The organism is Frondihabitans sucicola (genome assembly GCF_030296615.1).
Taxonomy (GTDB): Bacteria; Actinomycetota; Actinomycetes; order Actinomycetales; family Microbacteriaceae; genus Frondihabitans; species Frondihabitans sucicola.
Window position 1 is genome coordinate 588,358 of record NZ_AP027732.1, and the last position, 16,095, is coordinate 604,452.

Annotated in this window: 19 protein-coding genes and 1 pseudogene; 9 read left to right on the forward strand and 11 right to left on the reverse strand. The window is 70.4% G+C overall.

The window, feature by feature from the left end; genetic code table 11:
* Position 1: 1 nt before the first annotated feature.
* On the reverse strand, positions 2 to 1,480 hold the full coding sequence (locus QUE79_RS03055; RefSeq protein WP_286345374.1) for a cryptochrome/photolyase family protein: 1,479 nt from the start codon (positions 1,478 to 1,480) through the stop codon (positions 2 to 4).
* A gap of 37 nt (positions 1,481 to 1,517) precedes the next feature.
* On the opposite strand from QUE79_RS03055, the gene QUE79_RS03060 reads away from it, so the two are divergent.
* Positions 1,518 to 1,892 carry an SdpI family protein gene (locus tag QUE79_RS03060; protein WP_286345375.1) on the forward strand — a complete coding sequence of 125 codons (375 nt, stop codon included), beginning with the start codon at positions 1,518 to 1,520 and terminating at the stop codon, positions 1,890 to 1,892.
* On the opposite strand, the gene QUE79_RS03065 is transcribed toward QUE79_RS03060, so the two are convergent.
* Positions 1,893 to 2,078, reverse strand: a complete 186-nt coding sequence (locus tag QUE79_RS03065; RefSeq protein WP_286345376.1) for a hypothetical protein — start codon at positions 2,076 to 2,078, stop codon at positions 1,893 to 1,895.
* Between the two features lie 263 nt (positions 2,079 to 2,341).
* Between QUE79_RS03065 and QUE79_RS03070 the strand changes: the two genes are divergently transcribed.
* Both QUE79_RS03070 and QUE79_RS03075 read left to right on the forward strand, forming a co-directional pair.
* Complete coding sequence (locus tag QUE79_RS03070; RefSeq protein ID WP_286345377.1) at positions 2,342 to 2,920, forward strand: PadR family transcriptional regulator; 579 nt, start codon at positions 2,342 to 2,344, stop codon at positions 2,918 to 2,920.
* A 58-nt stretch (positions 2,921 to 2,978) separates the two neighbouring features.
* Positions 2,979 to 4,943 (forward strand): MFS transporter, encoded by a 1,965-nt coding sequence (locus QUE79_RS03075; RefSeq protein ID WP_286345378.1) that lies wholly within the window; start codon positions 2,979 to 2,981, stop codon positions 4,941 to 4,943.
* A 185-nt stretch (positions 4,944 to 5,128) separates the two neighbouring features.
* On the opposite strand, the gene QUE79_RS25140 is transcribed toward QUE79_RS03075, so the two are convergent.
* The 5 genes and pseudogenes from QUE79_RS25140 to QUE79_RS03100 all read right to left on the reverse strand — a co-directional run bounded on the left by QUE79_RS25140 (position 5,129) and on the right by QUE79_RS03100 (position 9,284).
* Positions 5,129 to 5,371: a C40 family peptidase gene (locus QUE79_RS25140; RefSeq protein ID WP_350271624.1), complete on the reverse strand. Its 243-nt coding sequence runs from the start codon at positions 5,369 to 5,371 to the stop codon at positions 5,129 to 5,131.
* Positions 5,372 to 6,751: 1,380 nt separating this feature from the next.
* Positions 6,752 to 7,501: pseudogene (locus tag QUE79_RS03085) on the reverse strand (alpha/beta hydrolase); the annotation flags it as partial.
* Positions 7,502 to 7,636: 135 nt separating this feature from the next.
* Entirely contained in the window at positions 7,637 to 8,353 is a 717-nt protein-coding gene (locus QUE79_RS03090) for an SDR family oxidoreductase (RefSeq protein WP_286345380.1), read from the reverse strand.
* A gap of 105 nt (positions 8,354 to 8,458) precedes the next feature.
* Positions 8,459 to 8,932 (reverse strand): winged helix-turn-helix transcriptional regulator, encoded by a 474-nt coding sequence (locus QUE79_RS03095; RefSeq protein WP_286345381.1) that lies wholly within the window; start codon positions 8,930 to 8,932, stop codon positions 8,459 to 8,461.
* A 46-nt stretch (positions 8,933 to 8,978) separates the two neighbouring features.
* Positions 8,979 to 9,284, reverse strand: coding sequence for a LysR family transcriptional regulator (locus tag QUE79_RS03100; RefSeq protein WP_286345382.1), 306 nt, complete (start codon positions 9,282 to 9,284; stop codon positions 8,979 to 8,981).
* Between the two features lie 216 nt (positions 9,285 to 9,500).
* Here QUE79_RS03100 and QUE79_RS03105 point away from each other — a divergent pair, with 216 nt between their 5' ends.
* Positions 9,501 to 9,848 carry an MmcQ/YjbR family DNA-binding protein gene (locus QUE79_RS03105; RefSeq protein ID WP_286345383.1) on the forward strand — a complete coding sequence of 116 codons (348 nt, stop codon included), beginning with the start codon at positions 9,501 to 9,503 and terminating at the stop codon, positions 9,846 to 9,848.
* A gap of 76 nt (positions 9,849 to 9,924) precedes the next feature.
* On the opposite strand, the gene QUE79_RS03110 is transcribed toward QUE79_RS03105, so the two are convergent.
* Both QUE79_RS03110 and QUE79_RS03115 read right to left on the reverse strand, forming a co-directional pair.
* Positions 9,925 to 10,785 carry a thioredoxin-like domain-containing protein gene (locus tag QUE79_RS03110; protein ID WP_286345384.1) on the reverse strand — a complete coding sequence of 287 codons (861 nt, stop codon included), beginning with the start codon at positions 10,783 to 10,785 and terminating at the stop codon, positions 9,925 to 9,927.
* Between the two features lie 59 nt (positions 10,786 to 10,844).
* A complete protein-coding gene (locus QUE79_RS03115) occupies positions 10,845 to 11,411 on the reverse strand; it encodes a TetR/AcrR family transcriptional regulator (RefSeq protein WP_286345385.1) in 567 nt (188 codons plus the stop codon).
* An 84-nt stretch (positions 11,412 to 11,495) separates the two neighbouring features.
* Between QUE79_RS03115 and QUE79_RS03120 the strand changes: the two genes are divergently transcribed.
* The 4 genes from QUE79_RS03120 to QUE79_RS03135 all read left to right on the forward strand — a co-directional run bounded on the left by QUE79_RS03120 (position 11,496) and on the right by QUE79_RS03135 (position 14,456).
* On the forward strand, positions 11,496 to 12,374 hold the full coding sequence (locus QUE79_RS03120) for an SDR family NAD(P)-dependent oxidoreductase (RefSeq protein ID WP_286345386.1): 879 nt from the start codon (positions 11,496 to 11,498) through the stop codon (positions 12,372 to 12,374).
* Positions 12,375 to 12,477: 103 nt separating this feature from the next.
* Complete coding sequence (locus QUE79_RS03125) at positions 12,478 to 12,879, forward strand: DUF3060 domain-containing protein (protein WP_286345387.1); 402 nt, start codon at positions 12,478 to 12,480, stop codon at positions 12,877 to 12,879.
* Positions 12,880 to 13,068: 189 nt separating this feature from the next.
* On the forward strand, positions 13,069 to 13,962 hold the full coding sequence (gene pucL / locus QUE79_RS03130) for a factor-independent urate hydroxylase (protein WP_286345388.1): 894 nt from the start codon (positions 13,069 to 13,071) through the stop codon (positions 13,960 to 13,962).
* Positions 13,959 to 14,456: a nucleoside deaminase gene (locus QUE79_RS03135; RefSeq protein WP_286345389.1), complete on the forward strand. Its 498-nt coding sequence runs from the start codon at positions 13,959 to 13,961 to the stop codon at positions 14,454 to 14,456. The genes pucL and QUE79_RS03135 overlap by 4 nt, the downstream gene beginning before the upstream one ends.
* Positions 14,457 to 14,667: 211 nt before the next feature.
* Here the strand turns inward: QUE79_RS03135 and uraH are convergent, their stop codons facing one another.
* Both uraH and uraD read right to left on the reverse strand, forming a co-directional pair.
* The gene (gene uraH, locus QUE79_RS03140) at positions 14,668 to 14,991 is read right to left on the reverse strand and encodes a hydroxyisourate hydrolase (protein ID WP_286345390.1); all 324 of its coding nucleotides are present in this window, start codon (positions 14,989 to 14,991) and stop codon (positions 14,668 to 14,670) included.
* Positions 14,988 to 15,461 (reverse strand): 2-oxo-4-hydroxy-4-carboxy-5-ureidoimidazoline decarboxylase, encoded by a 474-nt coding sequence (uraD, locus tag QUE79_RS03145; RefSeq protein ID WP_286345391.1) that lies wholly within the window; start codon positions 15,459 to 15,461, stop codon positions 14,988 to 14,990. Before uraD ends, uraH begins: the two co-directional genes overlap by 4 nt.
* A gap of 47 nt (positions 15,462 to 15,508) precedes the next feature.
* On the opposite strand from uraD, the gene QUE79_RS03150 reads away from it, so the two are divergent.
* Positions 15,509 to 16,090: a nucleotidyltransferase family protein gene (locus tag QUE79_RS03150; protein WP_286345392.1), complete on the forward strand. Its 582-nt coding sequence runs from the start codon at positions 15,509 to 15,511 to the stop codon at positions 16,088 to 16,090.
* Positions 16,091 to 16,095: the final 5 nt, after the last annotated feature.

A 16,095-nucleotide genomic window follows, 5' to 3' on the forward strand; every position in this document is an offset into this window, starting at 1 on the left:
GCTAGAGGCTCTCGCGGCGGCGCTCCTGAGCGACCACGGCCTCGCGGTCGGACAACCCGCGCAGGCCGGACAGCGGCTGCGCCATGCGCTGATTGGACCGCAGGATCGGCTCGGTGCGGTCGAGGAACGCCCAGTATCCGGCCGTGTAGGGGCAGGCGTCCGGGCCCAGCCGTTTGCTCGGTGAGAACCGGCATCCTGCGCAGAAGTCCGTCATCCGGTTGATGTACGCGCCGCCCGAGGCGTAGGGCTTCGTCGCGACGATGCCGCCGTCGGCGTGCTGCGACATGCCGACGACGTTGGCCGGCATGACCCACGGGGTGCCGTCGACGAACATGCCGACGAACCAGTCGTTCAGGGCGCGCGGGTCGTAGCCGCGCTGGAGCGCCCAGTTGCCGATGACCATCAACCGCTGGATGTGGTGCGCCCAGCCGTGCTCGCGAACGCCGGCGATCGCGTGGTGGAGGCAGTTCGCCTCGATCTCGTCGGGGCTCAGGGTGAGAAACGCCGCCGGCAGTGGCTCGTGGGCACCGAGCGCGTTGTTCGAGGTCGAGTAGTCCTCGCCGAGGTACCAGTAGAGGTGCCAGACGTAGTCGCGCCAGCCGGCGACCTGCCGGACGAATCCCTCGACGCTCGCGAGAGGCGCGGCGCCCCGCTCGTACTCGGCGGCGACGCGCTCGACGACGGCGCGGGGGTCGAGCAGCCCGAGATTGAGGGGCGCGCTCAGAAGGGAGTGGGCCATGGTCCAGTCGCCGGTGAGCGTGGCGTCCTCGAACGGCCCGAAGTCGCCCAGCCTCACCTCGAGGAAGTCGTCGAGAGCCCGGTTCGCCTCCGCTTCCGTCGCAGCGAAGCGGCGCGGACCGTCGTCGCCGACCAGGGTCACGCTCCCGTCGGCCTGCCACCGGTCGAGGTCGCGGCGCACCTCGTCGTCGATGTCGTCCTCGGTCGGCCACCACGGGTCGGGCAGGCCCAGCGACACGGCGCCCTTGGGCGGGGAGGCGCGGTTGTCGTGGTCGTAGTTCCATCGGCCGCCCGCCGGCTGGGCGCCTTCCATGAGCAGCCCGGTGCGCTCGCGGACCTGACGGTAGAAGTCCTCCAGGAGAAGGCGCTTGCCCTGCCGCGCATCGGCCCAGGCGCGGAAGTCGTCCTCGCTGGTCACGAAGCCGCGGGAGGGCAGGATCCTGCACCCTCGCCTTCGGACTTCGCGTCTCGCACCGTAGGAGGTCGGGTCGATGACCTCGAGGTCGCCGTCGCCCGATCGTCGGGCCAGCGCCTCGGCGAACGTGTCGGCCCGGAGGTACTCGCAGCGCTCGCCGAGCTCCCGCGCGCGGTGGCGGAGGGCCGAGAGGAGCAGGTGGGCCTTCGCGCGATGCATCGGAGCCCTGGCGAAGACGGACTTCGCTTCGATGAGCAGGATCGGGCCGCCGTCGTCGAACAGCGAGCCGAGCTGACCGGCGAACAGCCACCTCGTCGCCTTCGTCATGCCCTGCACGGTACGCGCCTGTCGATAGGCTGGGTGAGTGATAGCCGCTGCCGTGACCCTGTTCGCCGTCGCCGTCGTGGTCGTCGGGACGACGGTCTTCGCGGCCGGCGGTGTGATCAAGCTGAACCACGCCGTCGGCATCCGCGTGCACTACTACCTCGCGTCGCAGGAGGCTTGGGAGGCCGGGCACGCCGCCGCTCTCCTGCCGGTGACCATCGGAGGGCTGATCGCCGTGGCCGGCGGGATCGTCGGGCTGCTCCGGCCGGATTCCGTCGGGATCGTGATCGTCGCGTTCCTTCTGCTGTTCGCCCTCATGGCCTGGGGCATCCTGCGCGGAGACCGGGCGGCCCTCGACGCTTTCGCGGAGGCTTCCGAGGCTTCCGATGCTTCTGGCGCGTCCGGTACCGAGTAGCTAGGCGCTCGAGTCGGCGTCGGCCGCCAGCGCGTCGAGCGCTGCGCGGGTGCCGCGCACGGTTCCCCACCCGATGCAGGCGAACAGGATCACGCAGCCTCCGATGATGCAGGCCGCCTGGCTCCCCGAGTCGGTGACGACGAGCACGGTGACCCCGGCCCCGGCCAGGGCCGCGGCACCCACCACGGTCGGTAGCAGTGCGGCGCGATGCCCCGCTTGCCAGGCCGCCTCGCCGGCGAGGAAAAACCGAACCGGTAACCGGCGAGCAGGTTGATCGGGAGACGGCCGGCAGCCGCCAACCAGGTCGTCACAACGATGACGGTGGCTGCCAGTACGGTCACGGCGGAGGCGACGATCATGAGAAGTCAGTATATGACATGTGAAAAGAATCGACATCGATCGGCGCTCGTGGCCTTGTGTCTGCGAACTACTTGTGCGAGAGTAGTCGCATGTCTTCCATCCGGCTGTTCATTCTCGACGCGTTCGCGCGCTACGGCGAGATGCACGGTCACCAGTTGCGCCTCCAGGCGGAGCAGGAGCGCGTTCAGCTCTGGACCGACATCAGCGTCGGCGCCCTGTACGGCGCCATCAAGCGTCTGACCGCCGACGGACTCCTCGCCGAGGTGCGGGTCGAACGCGACGGCAACTTCCCCGAGCGCCAGATCTACGCCATCACCGAGAAGGGGCGGGAGTCGCTCCGCGAGCTCCACCAGGCGACCCTGACGGCCGTCTCGCGGCACCCCGATCCGTTCGACCTCGCCTTCGCGCGACTCGACCGCGACCGTCTCGACGATCTGCCGCGTACGATCCAGGAGCGCCTCGACGCACTCGAGCACCTCCTGGTCGAGACCGTCGACAACAACAACAGGGCCCGCCCGTGGCTCTCGATGGGCGAGGAGCTCGTGATCACGCACGGTGAGCACCGGCTCCGCTCGGAGATCGACTGGCTGCGCTCGCTGCAAAGCAAACTCCCCGACATCATCGCCGACGAGCGCGCCAGGGTCATCCCCGACCGCGCCACCCCCTGAACCCCTTACCCTCCTTCCGCATCACGTCGCATCCTGCGATACGAAAGGCTTCACCACCATGACCGACGCAACCGCCCTGGCCGGCAAGCCCCAGGCACCCGCGATCTCCAAGACCGCGTGGCGGGCCCTGGCCGTCCTCCTCGCGGGCATGTTCATCGCCCTCCTCGACACGACCATCGTCAACGTCGCCCTCCCGACCATTCGAACCTCCCTCGACGCCTCCGAGTCGACCATCTCCTGGATCATCTCCGGCTACGCCCTCGCCTTCGGGCTCACCCTCATCCCGGCCGGCCGCATCGGCGACCGCATCGGGCACAAATGGGTGTTCTTCTCCGGCATCGCGCTCTTCACCGCGGCCTCGTTCGCCTGCGGTATCGCGCAGTCCGACACGCAGCTCGTCGTGTTCCGCGTGATCCAGGGTCTCGCCGGCGGTATGTACGTGCCCGCCGTGACGGCCTTCATCCAGCTGCTGTTCCCGCCGCAGTCGCGCGGCAAGGCCTTCGCCATCATGGGCAGCGTCATCGGCGTCTCCTCGGCGCTCGGCCCGATCATCGGCGGTCTTCTCATCCAGGCGTTCGGCGACACCGACGGGTGGCGGACCGTCTTCTACGTGAACCTGCCGATCGGCGCGGCCACTCTGATCGCCGCGGCGATCCTGCTGCCGAAACGCGACAAGTCGGCGCCCCGTCCTCCCGCGGGCCTCGACTGGTTCGGCGTCTTCCTGGTCTGCGCCGCGCTCGTCGCCATCCTGGTGCCGCTCATCCAGGGGCAGCAAGACGGATGGCCGCTCTGGACCTACCTGACCATGGCAGCCGGCGTGATCCTGCTCGCGGTCTTCGGCGCCTGGGAGGTGCGAGTCACGAAGCGCGGCAAGAACGCGCTCGTGCCGCCGTCGCTGTTCAGGCACCCGCAGTTCACCGGCGGTGTCATCTTGGCGCTCGTCTACTTCGCCGCGTTCACCAGCATCTTCTTCACGATCTCGCTCCTCTGGCAGACCGGCCTCAAGCACAGCGCCCTCGCCTCGGGCGCGGTCACGATTCCGTTCGCGGTCGGCTCGATCATCGGCTCCTCCCAGAGCAACCGGCTCTCGTCGCGCCTCGGCCGCACGGTGCTGATCATCGGCACCGCGCTGCTCTCGATCGGTCTGATCTGGGTCTGGCTCCTTCTCGAGAACGTCTCCGGCACCGATCTGACGAGCTGGATGCTCCTGGCTCCGCTCTTCATCGCCGGCCTCGGCAACGGTCTCTTCATCGCACCGAACGCGCAGTTCATCGTCGCGACCGTCGATCGTCGTGACGCAGGATCCGGGTCGGCCGTGATCGCCGCGATCCAGCGGGTCGGCAGCGCGGTCGGCATCGCCGTCATCGGTTCGGTGCTGTTCGGCACCCTGGTGATCCCCAAGGCGGGTCGACCGACCTCGAACACGCCCGCCGCGATCGCCGCCGTCAAGCAGGACTTCGCCGACAGCTTCGCCACGAACTTCACCTCGGCCTCCGCCCACGCGATGCTCGTCAGCGTGATCTTCGCGATCGTGGCGTTCGGGCTCGTGTTCGCGCTGCCGAAGCGCGTGGGAGCCCCAGGTGGTGGGCACGGCGGTGGTGCGCCGGCTGGTGCTGGCGCTCCTGCCGGTGCTGGTGCCTCTGCCGGTGCTGGTGCCTCTGCCGGTGCTGGTGCCTCCGCCGACGCGGCGGCGGGTGCGCCCGCGGGTGCCGGTGAAGGCGCTCCGGCCGGTGCCCCCGCGGGTGCCGGAGGTGCTGTCTCGGCCGACGCCGGTGCTCCGGCGGATGCTGGCGTGCCCGTGGCAGTCGGCGCCCCCGCCGCGCAGGGCAGCTCGAGCACCTCAGCCGCCCCTGTCGATGGCGGAGCCGCGGCCCCGGTCCACGGTGCCCACGCCGCCGATCCTGCTCACCCGGCGGAGCCCGTCCACGCGGGCCACGGCCACCACGTCGCCGAGCCGGAGCACTCAGGGCACGGTGCCCATGCCGCCGACGTCGAGCCGGACGCGGGCGAGCCGCGCGCCTGACCGGCGCTTCGTCCGTCGCCTCGTGCCCCTCACCGTCCGGTGGGGGCACTTCGCGTTGCCCGCCTGCGGGAGGCGGTTCTCGTCGAATCAGCGGCCGAACGGACGAAATCCGCCCTGCGCAGCTGACTGCGGGGCGGATTTCTTTCCGTGTCGCGACGGCCAGGGCCGACGCCGGGAGGTGCGGGTCAGCCGGCGATGCGGACGAAGTGGTGCGCTTGGTCCCAAATGGGTCGGACGCTGACGTGGCCACCGGGCTTCGGTGCGTCGAGGATCATGCCGTTGCCGGCGTAGATGCCGTCGTGCTCCTCGTTGTCGAAGACGACGAGGTCGCCGGGGACCGCCTCGCTCTGCGGGATCGTCGTGCCCATCTTGTCTTGCGACGGCACGTAGTGCGGCAGGGAGATGCCGAACTGGGCGTAGACGAACATGATGAGCCCGGAGCAGTCGAAGGCCGAGGGTCGGCGCCGCCGTGGACGTAGGGCGTTCCGAGGTATTGAAGGGCGACCTGGAAGACCTCGGCGCGGTCGAGGTGGTCGTAGAGCGGGTGGGCGACGTATTCGGCGGCGGTCGGGCCGGTGTACGTCGTGTTCTTCTCGGCCAGGCGATTGGCGATGACCTGCTTCTCGTAGTCGACCACGGACGTCGCGCCGTAGGTGTCGCGGGACGAGACGGCGTTGTCGACGTCGGACGCGACGTCGTAGTCTTGGCCGCCCGTGACCGACGGGGTCGTGGCGGCGACGCCGGTTCCGGCGGCGAAGGCCTTGCCCTGCGTGGCGTTGAGAACCGGCAGGATGCTCGTGGCCAGGATTCCGCACACGACCGTGAGCATGGCGCCACGGCGCGCTGCCACGAAGATCTTGCCGCGGCGCGGAGCTGCGGGCGCGGGCGCGGCGGCGGGGCGAGTCGGGGTGGCCGGGCGACGACGCGACACGGCCGGAGCGGCCGGGCGGCGACGGGCAGCGGGCTCGACGGGGAGGAAGGTCTGGCGGCGACCGGTCGACGACGCGGGCGTCGGGACTCCGGCGGCGAGGCCGGCGAATCCGGTCAGGGTTGCGGAGGCAGGAGCTGCGGGAGCCGGGACGACGGGGGTGGCGACCTGAGCGGCGGGGGCCGGCTCGGCGGTGGCCGGCGCGGCGGAAGCGGCAGCCGGCGCCACCGGGGCGGCAGCGGGAGCCGGGGCGACGCGGGCGGCCGGAACGACAGCCAGCACGGCGGTCGTGACGGGGAGCTCGATGGCCTCCGTCGACAGCGAGACGGTGTCGGACAGGGCGCTGTCGGACAGGGCGGTGTCGGATGCAGAGGCGAGCTCGGCCGAGGCTCCCGGAGCGGCGACCGGCGACACGGGCCCGACGACCGGCGAAACCGGGACGGACGAGGGAGCGGCGGACAGCTCTGCGGCCGCGGCTGCCTCGCGCGCGGCTCGGGCCGCGCGCCGGGGGCTCACAGCCGCGTCGAGCACGGGCGCTACGTGCACGGGCGCTACGACAGCATCGGCAGCGCCGACGGACGGCGCAGCGACGGCGACGGCGACGGCGCCGGCGCCGGCAGAACCGTGCGAAAGAACGGGAGCAGCACCGGCGGAATCCGCAGCGACAGCGCGACGACGACCCGAAACACGCGGCGCGGCGGGGGCGGCGACACCGGAGTCGACGGATGCCGACGGGGTCGCGCCGGCGGGCGCTAGGGTGTCGGGAGTCGAGTCGGTCGAGTGCATCGCCATCCACCCTAAGGGGTAGATCGGCCGCCGACCAACCTCCACTCCTGGGGGCGTGTCATCCCTCGTAAGGATGACGCGGGCGCGAAAAAGATCACGACGTGACGCGCGCCAGGAACTCCAGGGTCGCCGTCAGAGCCACTCCGGCGTCTGGCAGATCGAGGTGGAACTGGTACTCGTGCGGCAGTGCCGGCTCGTGCCCGGCCGCCCAGAACAGCGTGGTCGTCGCCACACCGACCTGGCGCAGCCGCGCGGCGAACGGGACGGACTGCATCCAGGTCAGCGGGTCGTCGTTCCCGCCCGAGACGAACGCGGGCGGGAAGTCGGGGGTGACGAAGTCGACCGTCGACATGGTGGCGCCGGCGAAGGTCTGCGACCACGGGCGAGTTCCCGTGGACGCCCAGAGCGCGTGCTTGAATCCCCACGCGGCGACCCCGTGCAGGGACGACATCGCGCGGAGGTCGTAGATGCCGCAGTGCAGCAGCGTCCCACGGAGCTGCTCGGGCCGGAGGGACGGCTTCAGGTCGAGGAGCCCGGCGAGCTCCGGGTTCACCGCCGGCGCCGCGAGCTGGCTGGCCAGCTGGGCTCCGGCCGAGTCGCCCGCCAGCACGATCCGGTCGGGATCGACGCCCAGGGACGCCGCGTTGCCGACCAAGTGCCGCAGAGCGTCGTTGAGCTGCCGCACGGCGGTCGGATAGACGGCGTCGGGACCGAGCGAGTAGTCGACGGAGACGGCCGTGTAGCCCTCGGCGGCCAGGATCTTCAGGTAGTGAGCAGGATCCACCCGGCTTCCCGAGATCCAGGCGCCCCCGTGGATCCAGACGATCGTCGGCAGTGTCCGCTCCCATGACGACGGCGGAACCCAGGGCGATGACCGACGACCTCTTCACCGCCCCAGTCTGGTGGACGACCGGTCCCGGCGGGCGTCGGCCGAAGCCGAAGCCGAGGGCGACGGGATCCTGCCGCCCTCGGGCGTGTCTCAGACGGTGGCCTGCAGCTGCGGGTAGAGGCCCTCGAGCGGCCCGGACAGGCCGGCCTTGACGTCGATCGAGGTCTGGTCGGCCAGCACCTCCAGGGTTCCCGCCTCGAGTCCGTCGTAGGAGTCGCGCACGACGTCGGCGGCGTCGCCCATCGGAGCGTCGATGCCGGCCGTCATCGGCGTGGCCGTGTAGCCGAGGTGGAGACCCTGCACGTAGGTGCCCTGCGCAGCGAGGTCGAGCCGGAACGAATTCGTGGCCGACCAGAAGGCGGCCTTCGTCGCGGAGTAGATCCCGCTGATGCCGATCCAGCTCAGGGCGGAGTGGACGTCGATCAGGGCGCCACCGCCGTTGGCTCCGAGCACCGGTGCGAACGCCCGCACGATGCTGACGGCTCCGAAGAAGTTCGTCTCGAAGAGCGCGCGGACGTCGTCCATCTCGCTCTCGAGGAGCGAGTTGGCGTCGCGGCGCGAGATACCGGCGTTGTTGACCACGATCGTGGTGTCGGACGCCGCTGCTGCGGCAGAGGCGACGGACGCCTCGTCGGTGACGTCCAGTTTCAGCGGGACGATGCGGTCGTCGCCCCAGTCGCGCGGCGTGCGGGCGGTGGCGTAGACCTTGGCGGCCCCGCGCTCGAGCGCCTGCGCGACGAACTGCTCGCCGAGGCCTCCGTTCGCGCCGGTGACCAGGACGACTGCGCCTTCAAAGCTGGTGGACATGCTGTTCTTCTTTCGTAGACGGATCTCGTGCGTAAGATCTCGAGACTGAGTTGTTTATAGCAACTCAGCTGGACGGAGATCATTCCCGCTCGAGACGAAAATCTCCTACGGGCGCCCGGGGTAGGCGGCCGTGCGCTCGAAACCCACCTCGTCGACGGACACCGGCGCGCCGTCTGCGACGAACGAGACGTGGGCGGGTGCTCCGTCGGAGAGCCGGCGGCGCGCGACGGTCGGGCCGTCGTCTCGCGGCTCGTGCACGTCGCCCCACTGCTGCAGGGCAGCCAGGACGAGCTTGAGGTCGAGGCCGGCGCGCGTCGGATGGTAGCTGGAACGCGCCCGGGATCCTGTCTCGCGATAGGGACGCTTCTCGAGCACGCCTCCCGCGACAAGGCGTTCGAGACGATCGGTCAGGACGTTGCTGGCGATGGCGAGGTGCTCTTGCAGTTCGCCGAATCGCGATTCGCCGTAGAGCAGGATCTCGCGCATCACGAGGAACGACCAGCGATCGCTCAGGAGCACCAGCGCGCGCTCGATCGAGCAGAAGGGCGTGACCGGCGTCAACTCGGGCTTGGCGGCCATGGCGATCAGCGGCCCTGGCGCTTTTTGAACGGCTTCGGCTCACCCTTCAGGACCTTGCCGCGACCGACCCCTTCGAGGCTTTGGCCTTTCCGCCGGCGGGGCGAGCGGGCGGCTCCGGCGGGGTGGACGGCTTGGCGAGTTCGGCGCGGGCGTCGGCCAGCGCTCGTTCGCCCTCGCGGGTCAGCCGTGGAACGGACCCCGATCGATCGAAGAGCGCCTTGTCGTACTGGAGCTCGACCGCCGCGATCGACGAGTTGAGCTTCTGGCGCGAGATGTCGAGCATCTGGGCCGCGCGCGGAAAATGCAGCTCTTCGGCGGCGACCACGAAGTGGCGGAGCTGACTTGTCTTCACGCGCCCAAACTACCTCCCGGGACCGACAGCGGCGATCCGGTGCTCGTCGCTCCCTGGCTTCCGCCGCACCACTCCTCCCGAAATCGAAGGGGATTGTGCGCCGGGCGGCGGCTTCATCGCGATCGAGGGCGCGCTTCGCGAAAATCCCCTTCGATTTCGGGAGGGTGGGAGGGAGGGGCGGGAGCAGTGTCGGCGGCCGGGTGCAGGATGCCAGGTATGGACGAAGACACCGCCCTCGACACGTGCGGCAATCTCCCCTCCGCCGAGCTCACGCATCCGTTCGGGTTCGAGACCGCGGTCTACAAGGTGCGCGGCAAAGTGTTCGCGATCCTGCCCCTCGATGCCGAGCGGCCGTCGATCACCCTGAAGAGCGCGCCCGACGACGCCGCCTCGCTGGTGCGCGAGTACGGCGCGATCATTCCCGGCTATCACATGAACAAGAGGCACTGGATCACCGTCGCGCTCGACGAAGAGCTCCCCCAGGGGCTCGCGGCCGACCTCATCGAGGAGTCGTACCAGCTGGTGATCGCGACGCTCCCGAAGGCGCGGCGGCCGGTGGCCTGAGCGCGTGGGCGCGGCGCGGCGGCCGGTGGCCTGAGGGCGTGGGCGCGGCCCGGCGGCCGAGGTGCACGTCCGACGGCTACTGGGCGGTGCCGGCGGGATTGGCCTTGCGGCTGCCGTCGGTGGCGGGTCGACCGCCGGTCTGCACCGGCACCCCGTCGACGGCGGCGCCGTATTCGGGCGTGTACTTCTGGCTGTGCCGGAAGGTGTCGACGAACGTCTGCAGGCGCGGGTCGGTCGCACTGGTGACCTGCAGCTGGTGGCCCCAGGCGCTGATGACGATCTTCGAGGGCAGATCGTTCTTCGTCCACGGGCTCAGATCGACGTAGCGGTTGGCCTGGTCGGTGACGTTCTGCTCCGTCTCGGAGATCATCGTCTGCTTGGTGACGAATGCGGTGAGCGTGGTGACGGTCGACGCAGGCAGGTCGGGGTCGTAGGTGATCCAGACGGCGCCGTGCTCGAGGTTGTGGACGGCTCGCTCCGTGGGAACCGGCTTGGTGTAGACGCCGGCGTTCATCCAGACGGCGTTGTGGGGGCCGCCGACGGGCGGCAGGATGCCGTAGGTCACCGGCCCGGCGACGTGGTCGTGCTCCAGGGCCCCGGGGTGGTCGCTGCCGTCACCCGGCCAACCGGTGGTGTCCCAGGCGAGGACGCCCTTGATGCCCGAGTCGTCGGCCACCCTCTTCACGGCCTTCTGCGCGACCGCCGTGCCGCTGACCGCGGCCGGGACGATCTGCGAACCGCTCTTCGCGCCCGCCTTGTCGGCGGCTTCGCGATTGCCGTCGATGGTGCTGACGAAGATCACGACGATGATGGCGGCGGTCACGACCGCGCCCCCGAGGATGAAGAGCAGGCGTCGCCGCTGCGTCGCCTCCTGCTGCCGCCGGAACTCTTCGACCTTGGCGCGGCGCCTGGCCGCCTGCTCTGCTTTCGAAACCACGCAGCGAACCTATTGGTCAACGCTGAAAGTTTCTGCCAGCCTCGCTGGGCGGGCCCCGGTCAGGCGAGGAGGGCGGCGACGGCCGCGACCACGACCGCGCGACGGTGGGCGTCGTCGTGCGACGCGGTCATGACCTTGAGCTCGGGCTCGGCGGAGGCCCACACGCCGGTCAGGGCGAGCAGCAGCGTGAGCAGGTCGATGGCCGCGAACCGGGTCGTGAGTCGCCCGTGATCCTGCGCCCTTTGGATCGCCTCGACCTTCTGCTCCATGCTGGCGGTGATCGCGGCAATGAGGCCGGTCGAGGTCGAGCGTTCGAGGCGGTGCCAACTCGCGATCCGCTGCACCTCGGGGTGCTGAAGGTAGCCGTCGAACAGGCGGCCGGCGTACTCGGGCAGGTCGTCGACCGTGATCGGGATGTCATTCATCGTGCGTGCGACGATGCGGTCGAACACGGCGTCGAACAGCTCGTCCTTGCCGCCGAAGTAGCTGTAGACGAGGCCCGCGCTGCACTGGGCGGCGGCGGCGATGCGGTCCATCCGGGCACCGGCGATGCCGTAGGCGGCGAACTCGGCTGTCGCCGCCTCGACCAGTTGTCGCTTCTTGGCTTTGGGATCGCGGGTACGCATCCGGTCAGTCTACTGAATGAACATTCATTTGACACAAGGGATGGTCAGTGCTCTACTGAATGAACATTCATTTAGGAGAGCATCATGACTACAGGATCCGACACCGTCTACTTCGTCACCGGCAGCTCGCGGGGGCTCGGGCGCGCCATCGCGGAAGCGGTCGTCGCCGCGGGCCATCGTCTCGTCGCGACCGCACGCGACCCGCGCAGCCTCGACGACCTCGTCGCCGCGAACCCCGACCGGGTGCGCGCCGTCGCCCTCGACGTGGCCGACCCCGCGGCCGTCGACGCCGCCGTCGCGACAGCCGTCGACGCCTTCGGCCACCTCGACGTCGTCGTCAACAACGCGGGCTACGCCGACCTCGGCAGCGTGGAGGACACCACGCTCGAGTCGTTCCGCCGGCAGCTCGACACCAACCTGGTCGGCGTCATCGCCGTGACGAAGGCCGTCCTCCCGCTGCTGCGGAAGCAGGGGTCGGGCAGGATCATCCAGATCTCGTCGGTCGGCGGGCGCTCGGCAACGCCGGGGCTGGCCGCCTATCAGGCCGCGAAGTGGGCCGTCGGCGGGTTCACCGAGGTGCTCGCGAAGGAGATCGCCCCGCTCGGCCTGTTCGCCACGGCGATCGAACCCGGCGGAATGCGCACCGACTGGGCCGGGTCGTCGATGGCCGTCGCCCCGGTCACGCCCGGCTACGAGCCGACGGTCGGCGCCATGGCAGCGTTGCACGAAGGCTCGGCCATCGGAGCGAGCGATCCGGCGAAGGTCGCACAACTGGTCCTGACGGTCGCCGGTCTCGACTCACCGCCGGTGCGCTTGCTGGCCGGAAGCGACGCCGTGACGAACGCCACCCGCAATGCTGCAGCCCTGATGGAATCGGATGCCGCGTGGCGCTCGCTCAGCGAGTCGACCGACGCCGACGACGCGACTCCCGAGCAGCTCGACCCGCTGGCGGAGCACGTCTGAGGCGGCGTGCGGTCGGGGGCGGCGGGGCGCACAGCCGCGGAGCGTTAGGGTCTTCGGGGCCGTTCGGCACTCCGGGCGGCGCGAACCACAGTAAGGAACCACCATGCGCACCACCACCCTGCTCACCCCGGTCGTCGTCCTCGCCGCCGGCCTCGCCCTCGCCGGCTGCAGCTCGTCCGGCTCCTCGGCGACCTCGCCCACCACGAAGGCCGCCTCCGCGTCCGCCCCGAAGTGCGTCGACGGCGCCATGACCGTCAGCGGCAAGGCTCACGCCAAGATCAACGTGACCACCCCGTGCGACACGATCACCGTCACGGCCAACGGCGCCATCATCAGCCTGCCGAACACCAAGACCGTCGACATCACCGGCAGCAAGAACACCGTCACCGTCGACTCCGCGACCGCCATCTCGGCCGCGGGATCGGGAAACGTCGTGTTCTACGGCGCCGCGGCGACTCCCAAGGTCACCGACTCGGGATCCGGCAACACCATCGCGCAGCGCTGATCCTGCGCGCGGCGTGAGATCGCAGGAACCGTCGACTCGCTGTCGGACGGGCGACAGTTCCTGCGATCTCGGGGCCCAGGCGGCCGTGTTCGACGGCGGGAGGGCCCGCGGGAGCGCGTCGTCGACTCCGTCACAGCCCGGAACCAGGCCGAAACACCCCGGTCACAAATTGTTGACAGAATCAACATCATGGCGATCATCCTCGGAGACAACCAGTACGGAAAAGCGGAATCGCGGATCGTCCGCATCGTCCGTGACAGCCCCCGACACGAGATCCGCGACCTCAATGTGACGACCGCTCTGCGCGGTCCGTTCGAGCCCGCGTACCTCGTCGGAGACCAGTCGAACGTGCTCCCCACCGACACTCAGAAGAACACCGCGTACGCGTTCACCAAGTCGAAGGGCGTCGAGTCGATCGAGCAGTACGGCCTCGACCTCGCCCGCCACTTCGTGCACGAGATCGACCCCGTCGAGGGGGCGCGCATCGAGATCGAGGAGTTCGCCTGGGAGCGCGCCGTCGTCGACGGCACCGAGCACGACCACACCTGGCTGCGCAAGGGCCAGGAGGTACGGACCGCGGCGGTCACGGTCGACTCCTCGGGCGAATACGTCATCGGCGGCCTCAAAGACCTGGTGCTGCTCAAGTCGACCGGCTCGGAGTTCGCGGGCTTCTTGAAAGACGAGTACACGACCCTGCCCGAGACCCACGACCGGGTGATGGCGACCGCCCTCGACGCGAAGTGGCGGTTCTCGTCGCTCGACGTCGACTGGAACGCCGTCTACCCCACGATCAAGGCCCTGATGGTCACGGAGTTCGCGACGCTGCAGTCGCTCGCCCTGCAGCAGACGCTGTGGCACATGGGCACCGCGGTGATGGAGGAGTTCCCGTTCATCGCCGAGGTACGTCTCAAGGCTCCCAACAAGCACCACTTCGACTACGACATCGGCCGCTTCGGCGTCGAGAATCACGGCGAGGTGTTCTTCGCCTCCGACCGCGCCTACGGACTGATCGAGGCGACGCTGATCCGCGACGATGCGCCACCGGCCGGTGAGGCGTGGCGAGCCTCCGCGGGGCTCGCGTGAGTACCGCCGGGGCTCCGCAGGGCGGGGCGCAGGATCACGAGTGGCTGGCCAGGGCCATCGAGCTGGCGACCGCGAACGTGGCCGACGGGGGCGGGCCGTTCGGTGCGCTGATCGTCCGCGACGGTCACGTCGTGGCCGAGGGGCAGAATCGCGTGACGCGCGACCTCGATCCGACGGCGCACGCCGAGGTGGTCGCGATCCGCGCCGCCTGCCACGCCGAAGGGTCGTTCTCCCTGGCCGGGGCCGTGCTCTACACGTCGTGCGAGCCGTGCCCGCTCTGCCTGTCGGCGGCCCTCTGGTCGCGGGTCGACCGGGTCGTCTTCGCCGCCGACCGTCACGATGCCGCGCGCGGCGGGTTCGACGATCTCGAGTTCTACGAGCTGTTCGCGCGCGATCGAGACACCTGGGAGCTGCCGGTGGACGCCGTCCGACCGGCCGACGCGTCAGCGCCGTTCGACGCGTGGCTGGCGAAGGAGAGCCGCACGGACTACTAGGGGTGCTGCCCTCCTGCGCTGCGCTGGGCGGTGAGCCTCCGGCTGGGCTGGGCTGGGCGGCGAGCCTCGGGCCCCGGGCAGAAATCGAAGGGGATTTTCGCGCCGAGGGCCCCGGATGCGCATGACTCCGGCGCCAGAGCAGCAATCCCCTTCGATTTCTGGAGGGGCGGGCTGTCGCTTCTGGAGGGGCTGGCCGTCGCTTCTGGAGGGGCTAGCTGCCGCGGTACGTCGAGTAGGCGAACGGGCTGAGCAGCAGCGGCACGTGGTAGTGCGCGCCGTCGACGACGGTGAAATCGAGGGTGACGCGCGGGTAGAAGGTCGGCGTGCCCGTCGCTGCGAAATACGAGGCGGTCGCGAAGACCAGGCGGTAGGCGCCGGGCTCCAGGACGTCGGGGCCCAGGATCGCGACCCGGCCGTCGGCGTCGGTGACACCCGTCGCGAGGGTGCGCCCTTCGTGATCCTGCAGCTCGACCCCGATGCCGGAGGCCGGGCGCCCCACGGAGGAGTCGAGGACGTGCGTGGTGACGTGGCTCATGCGGCCCCGTAGGTCTTCTCGAGCCGGAGCAGGGCGATGTCGCGCAGCTCGTCGCCGACGATCGCGAGTTCGGTCTCGTCGTCGAGCTTGAGACGGCGGTCGAGCTCCTCGACGATCTCCGCGCGCGTGCGGCCGGCGGCCCGGATGAGGAAGACGCGGTCGAAGCGCTCCTCGTACGTGGCGTTGCCTTCGGCGAGCGCCTTAGCCAGGTGCTGGTCGTCGACGTCGGGCGCCTGCTGCTCCGCCCGGCTGAACTCGGCCGCAGCATCGGCCCCGGTCGGCTTCTCGCCGATGCGCGGGTGCGACGCCAGCGCTTCGTCGATCTCGGCCGGACTGAGCGGCGTGGCGGCGGCCCCCGACGCCGCCCGGAGCGCCTCCCAGTCGTCGTACGGCGAGCCGGCGGCGACCTCGGCGACCCAGCGCTCGACGTGGAGTGCTGCGCGGAGGTCGGACTCGGAGACGTCGATCATTGTTCCACCGTAGCGGCGCCACGGAGAAGGTGAGCGAGACTGGGGACATGGGGCTCGTGCACGGGATCGTCTTGGCGGCGGGGGCCGGGGCTCGGTACGGGCAGCCCAAGGCGCTCGCGCGCGACGCCGACGGCAGGCCGTGGGTCGCTCTCGCCGAGCAGCTGCTGAGGGGCGCAGGATGCCAGGAGGTCACCGTGGTCCTCGGGGCTGCGGTCGATGCGGCGCGCAAGCTCGTGCCTCCGAGGGCGCAGGCGGTGGTCGCCGAGGACTGGGCGTCCGGCCTCGCCGCGAGCCTGCGCGCGGGGCTGCGGGCCGCAGCGGCATCAGGGTCGGTCGCGGCTCTCGTCACCCTCGTGGATCTGCCCGATCTGCCGGTGGAGGTCGCCCTGCGAGTGCTCGAGGGCGGTGTCTCGACGGAGGTCCTTCGCCAGGCGACCTTCGCCCGGCGGCCCGGGCACCCGGTGCTGCTCGGCCGTGACCACTGGCCGGCCCTCGTCGCCGGCCTGTCCGGCGACCGCGGGGCGCGCCCCTACCTCCTCGCGCACGACGTCACCGAGGTCGAGTGCGGAGACCTGTCGCCGGGGCTCGACGTCGACACCCCGCGCTCGGACAGCGAAAGCGGCGCGTGACCGCA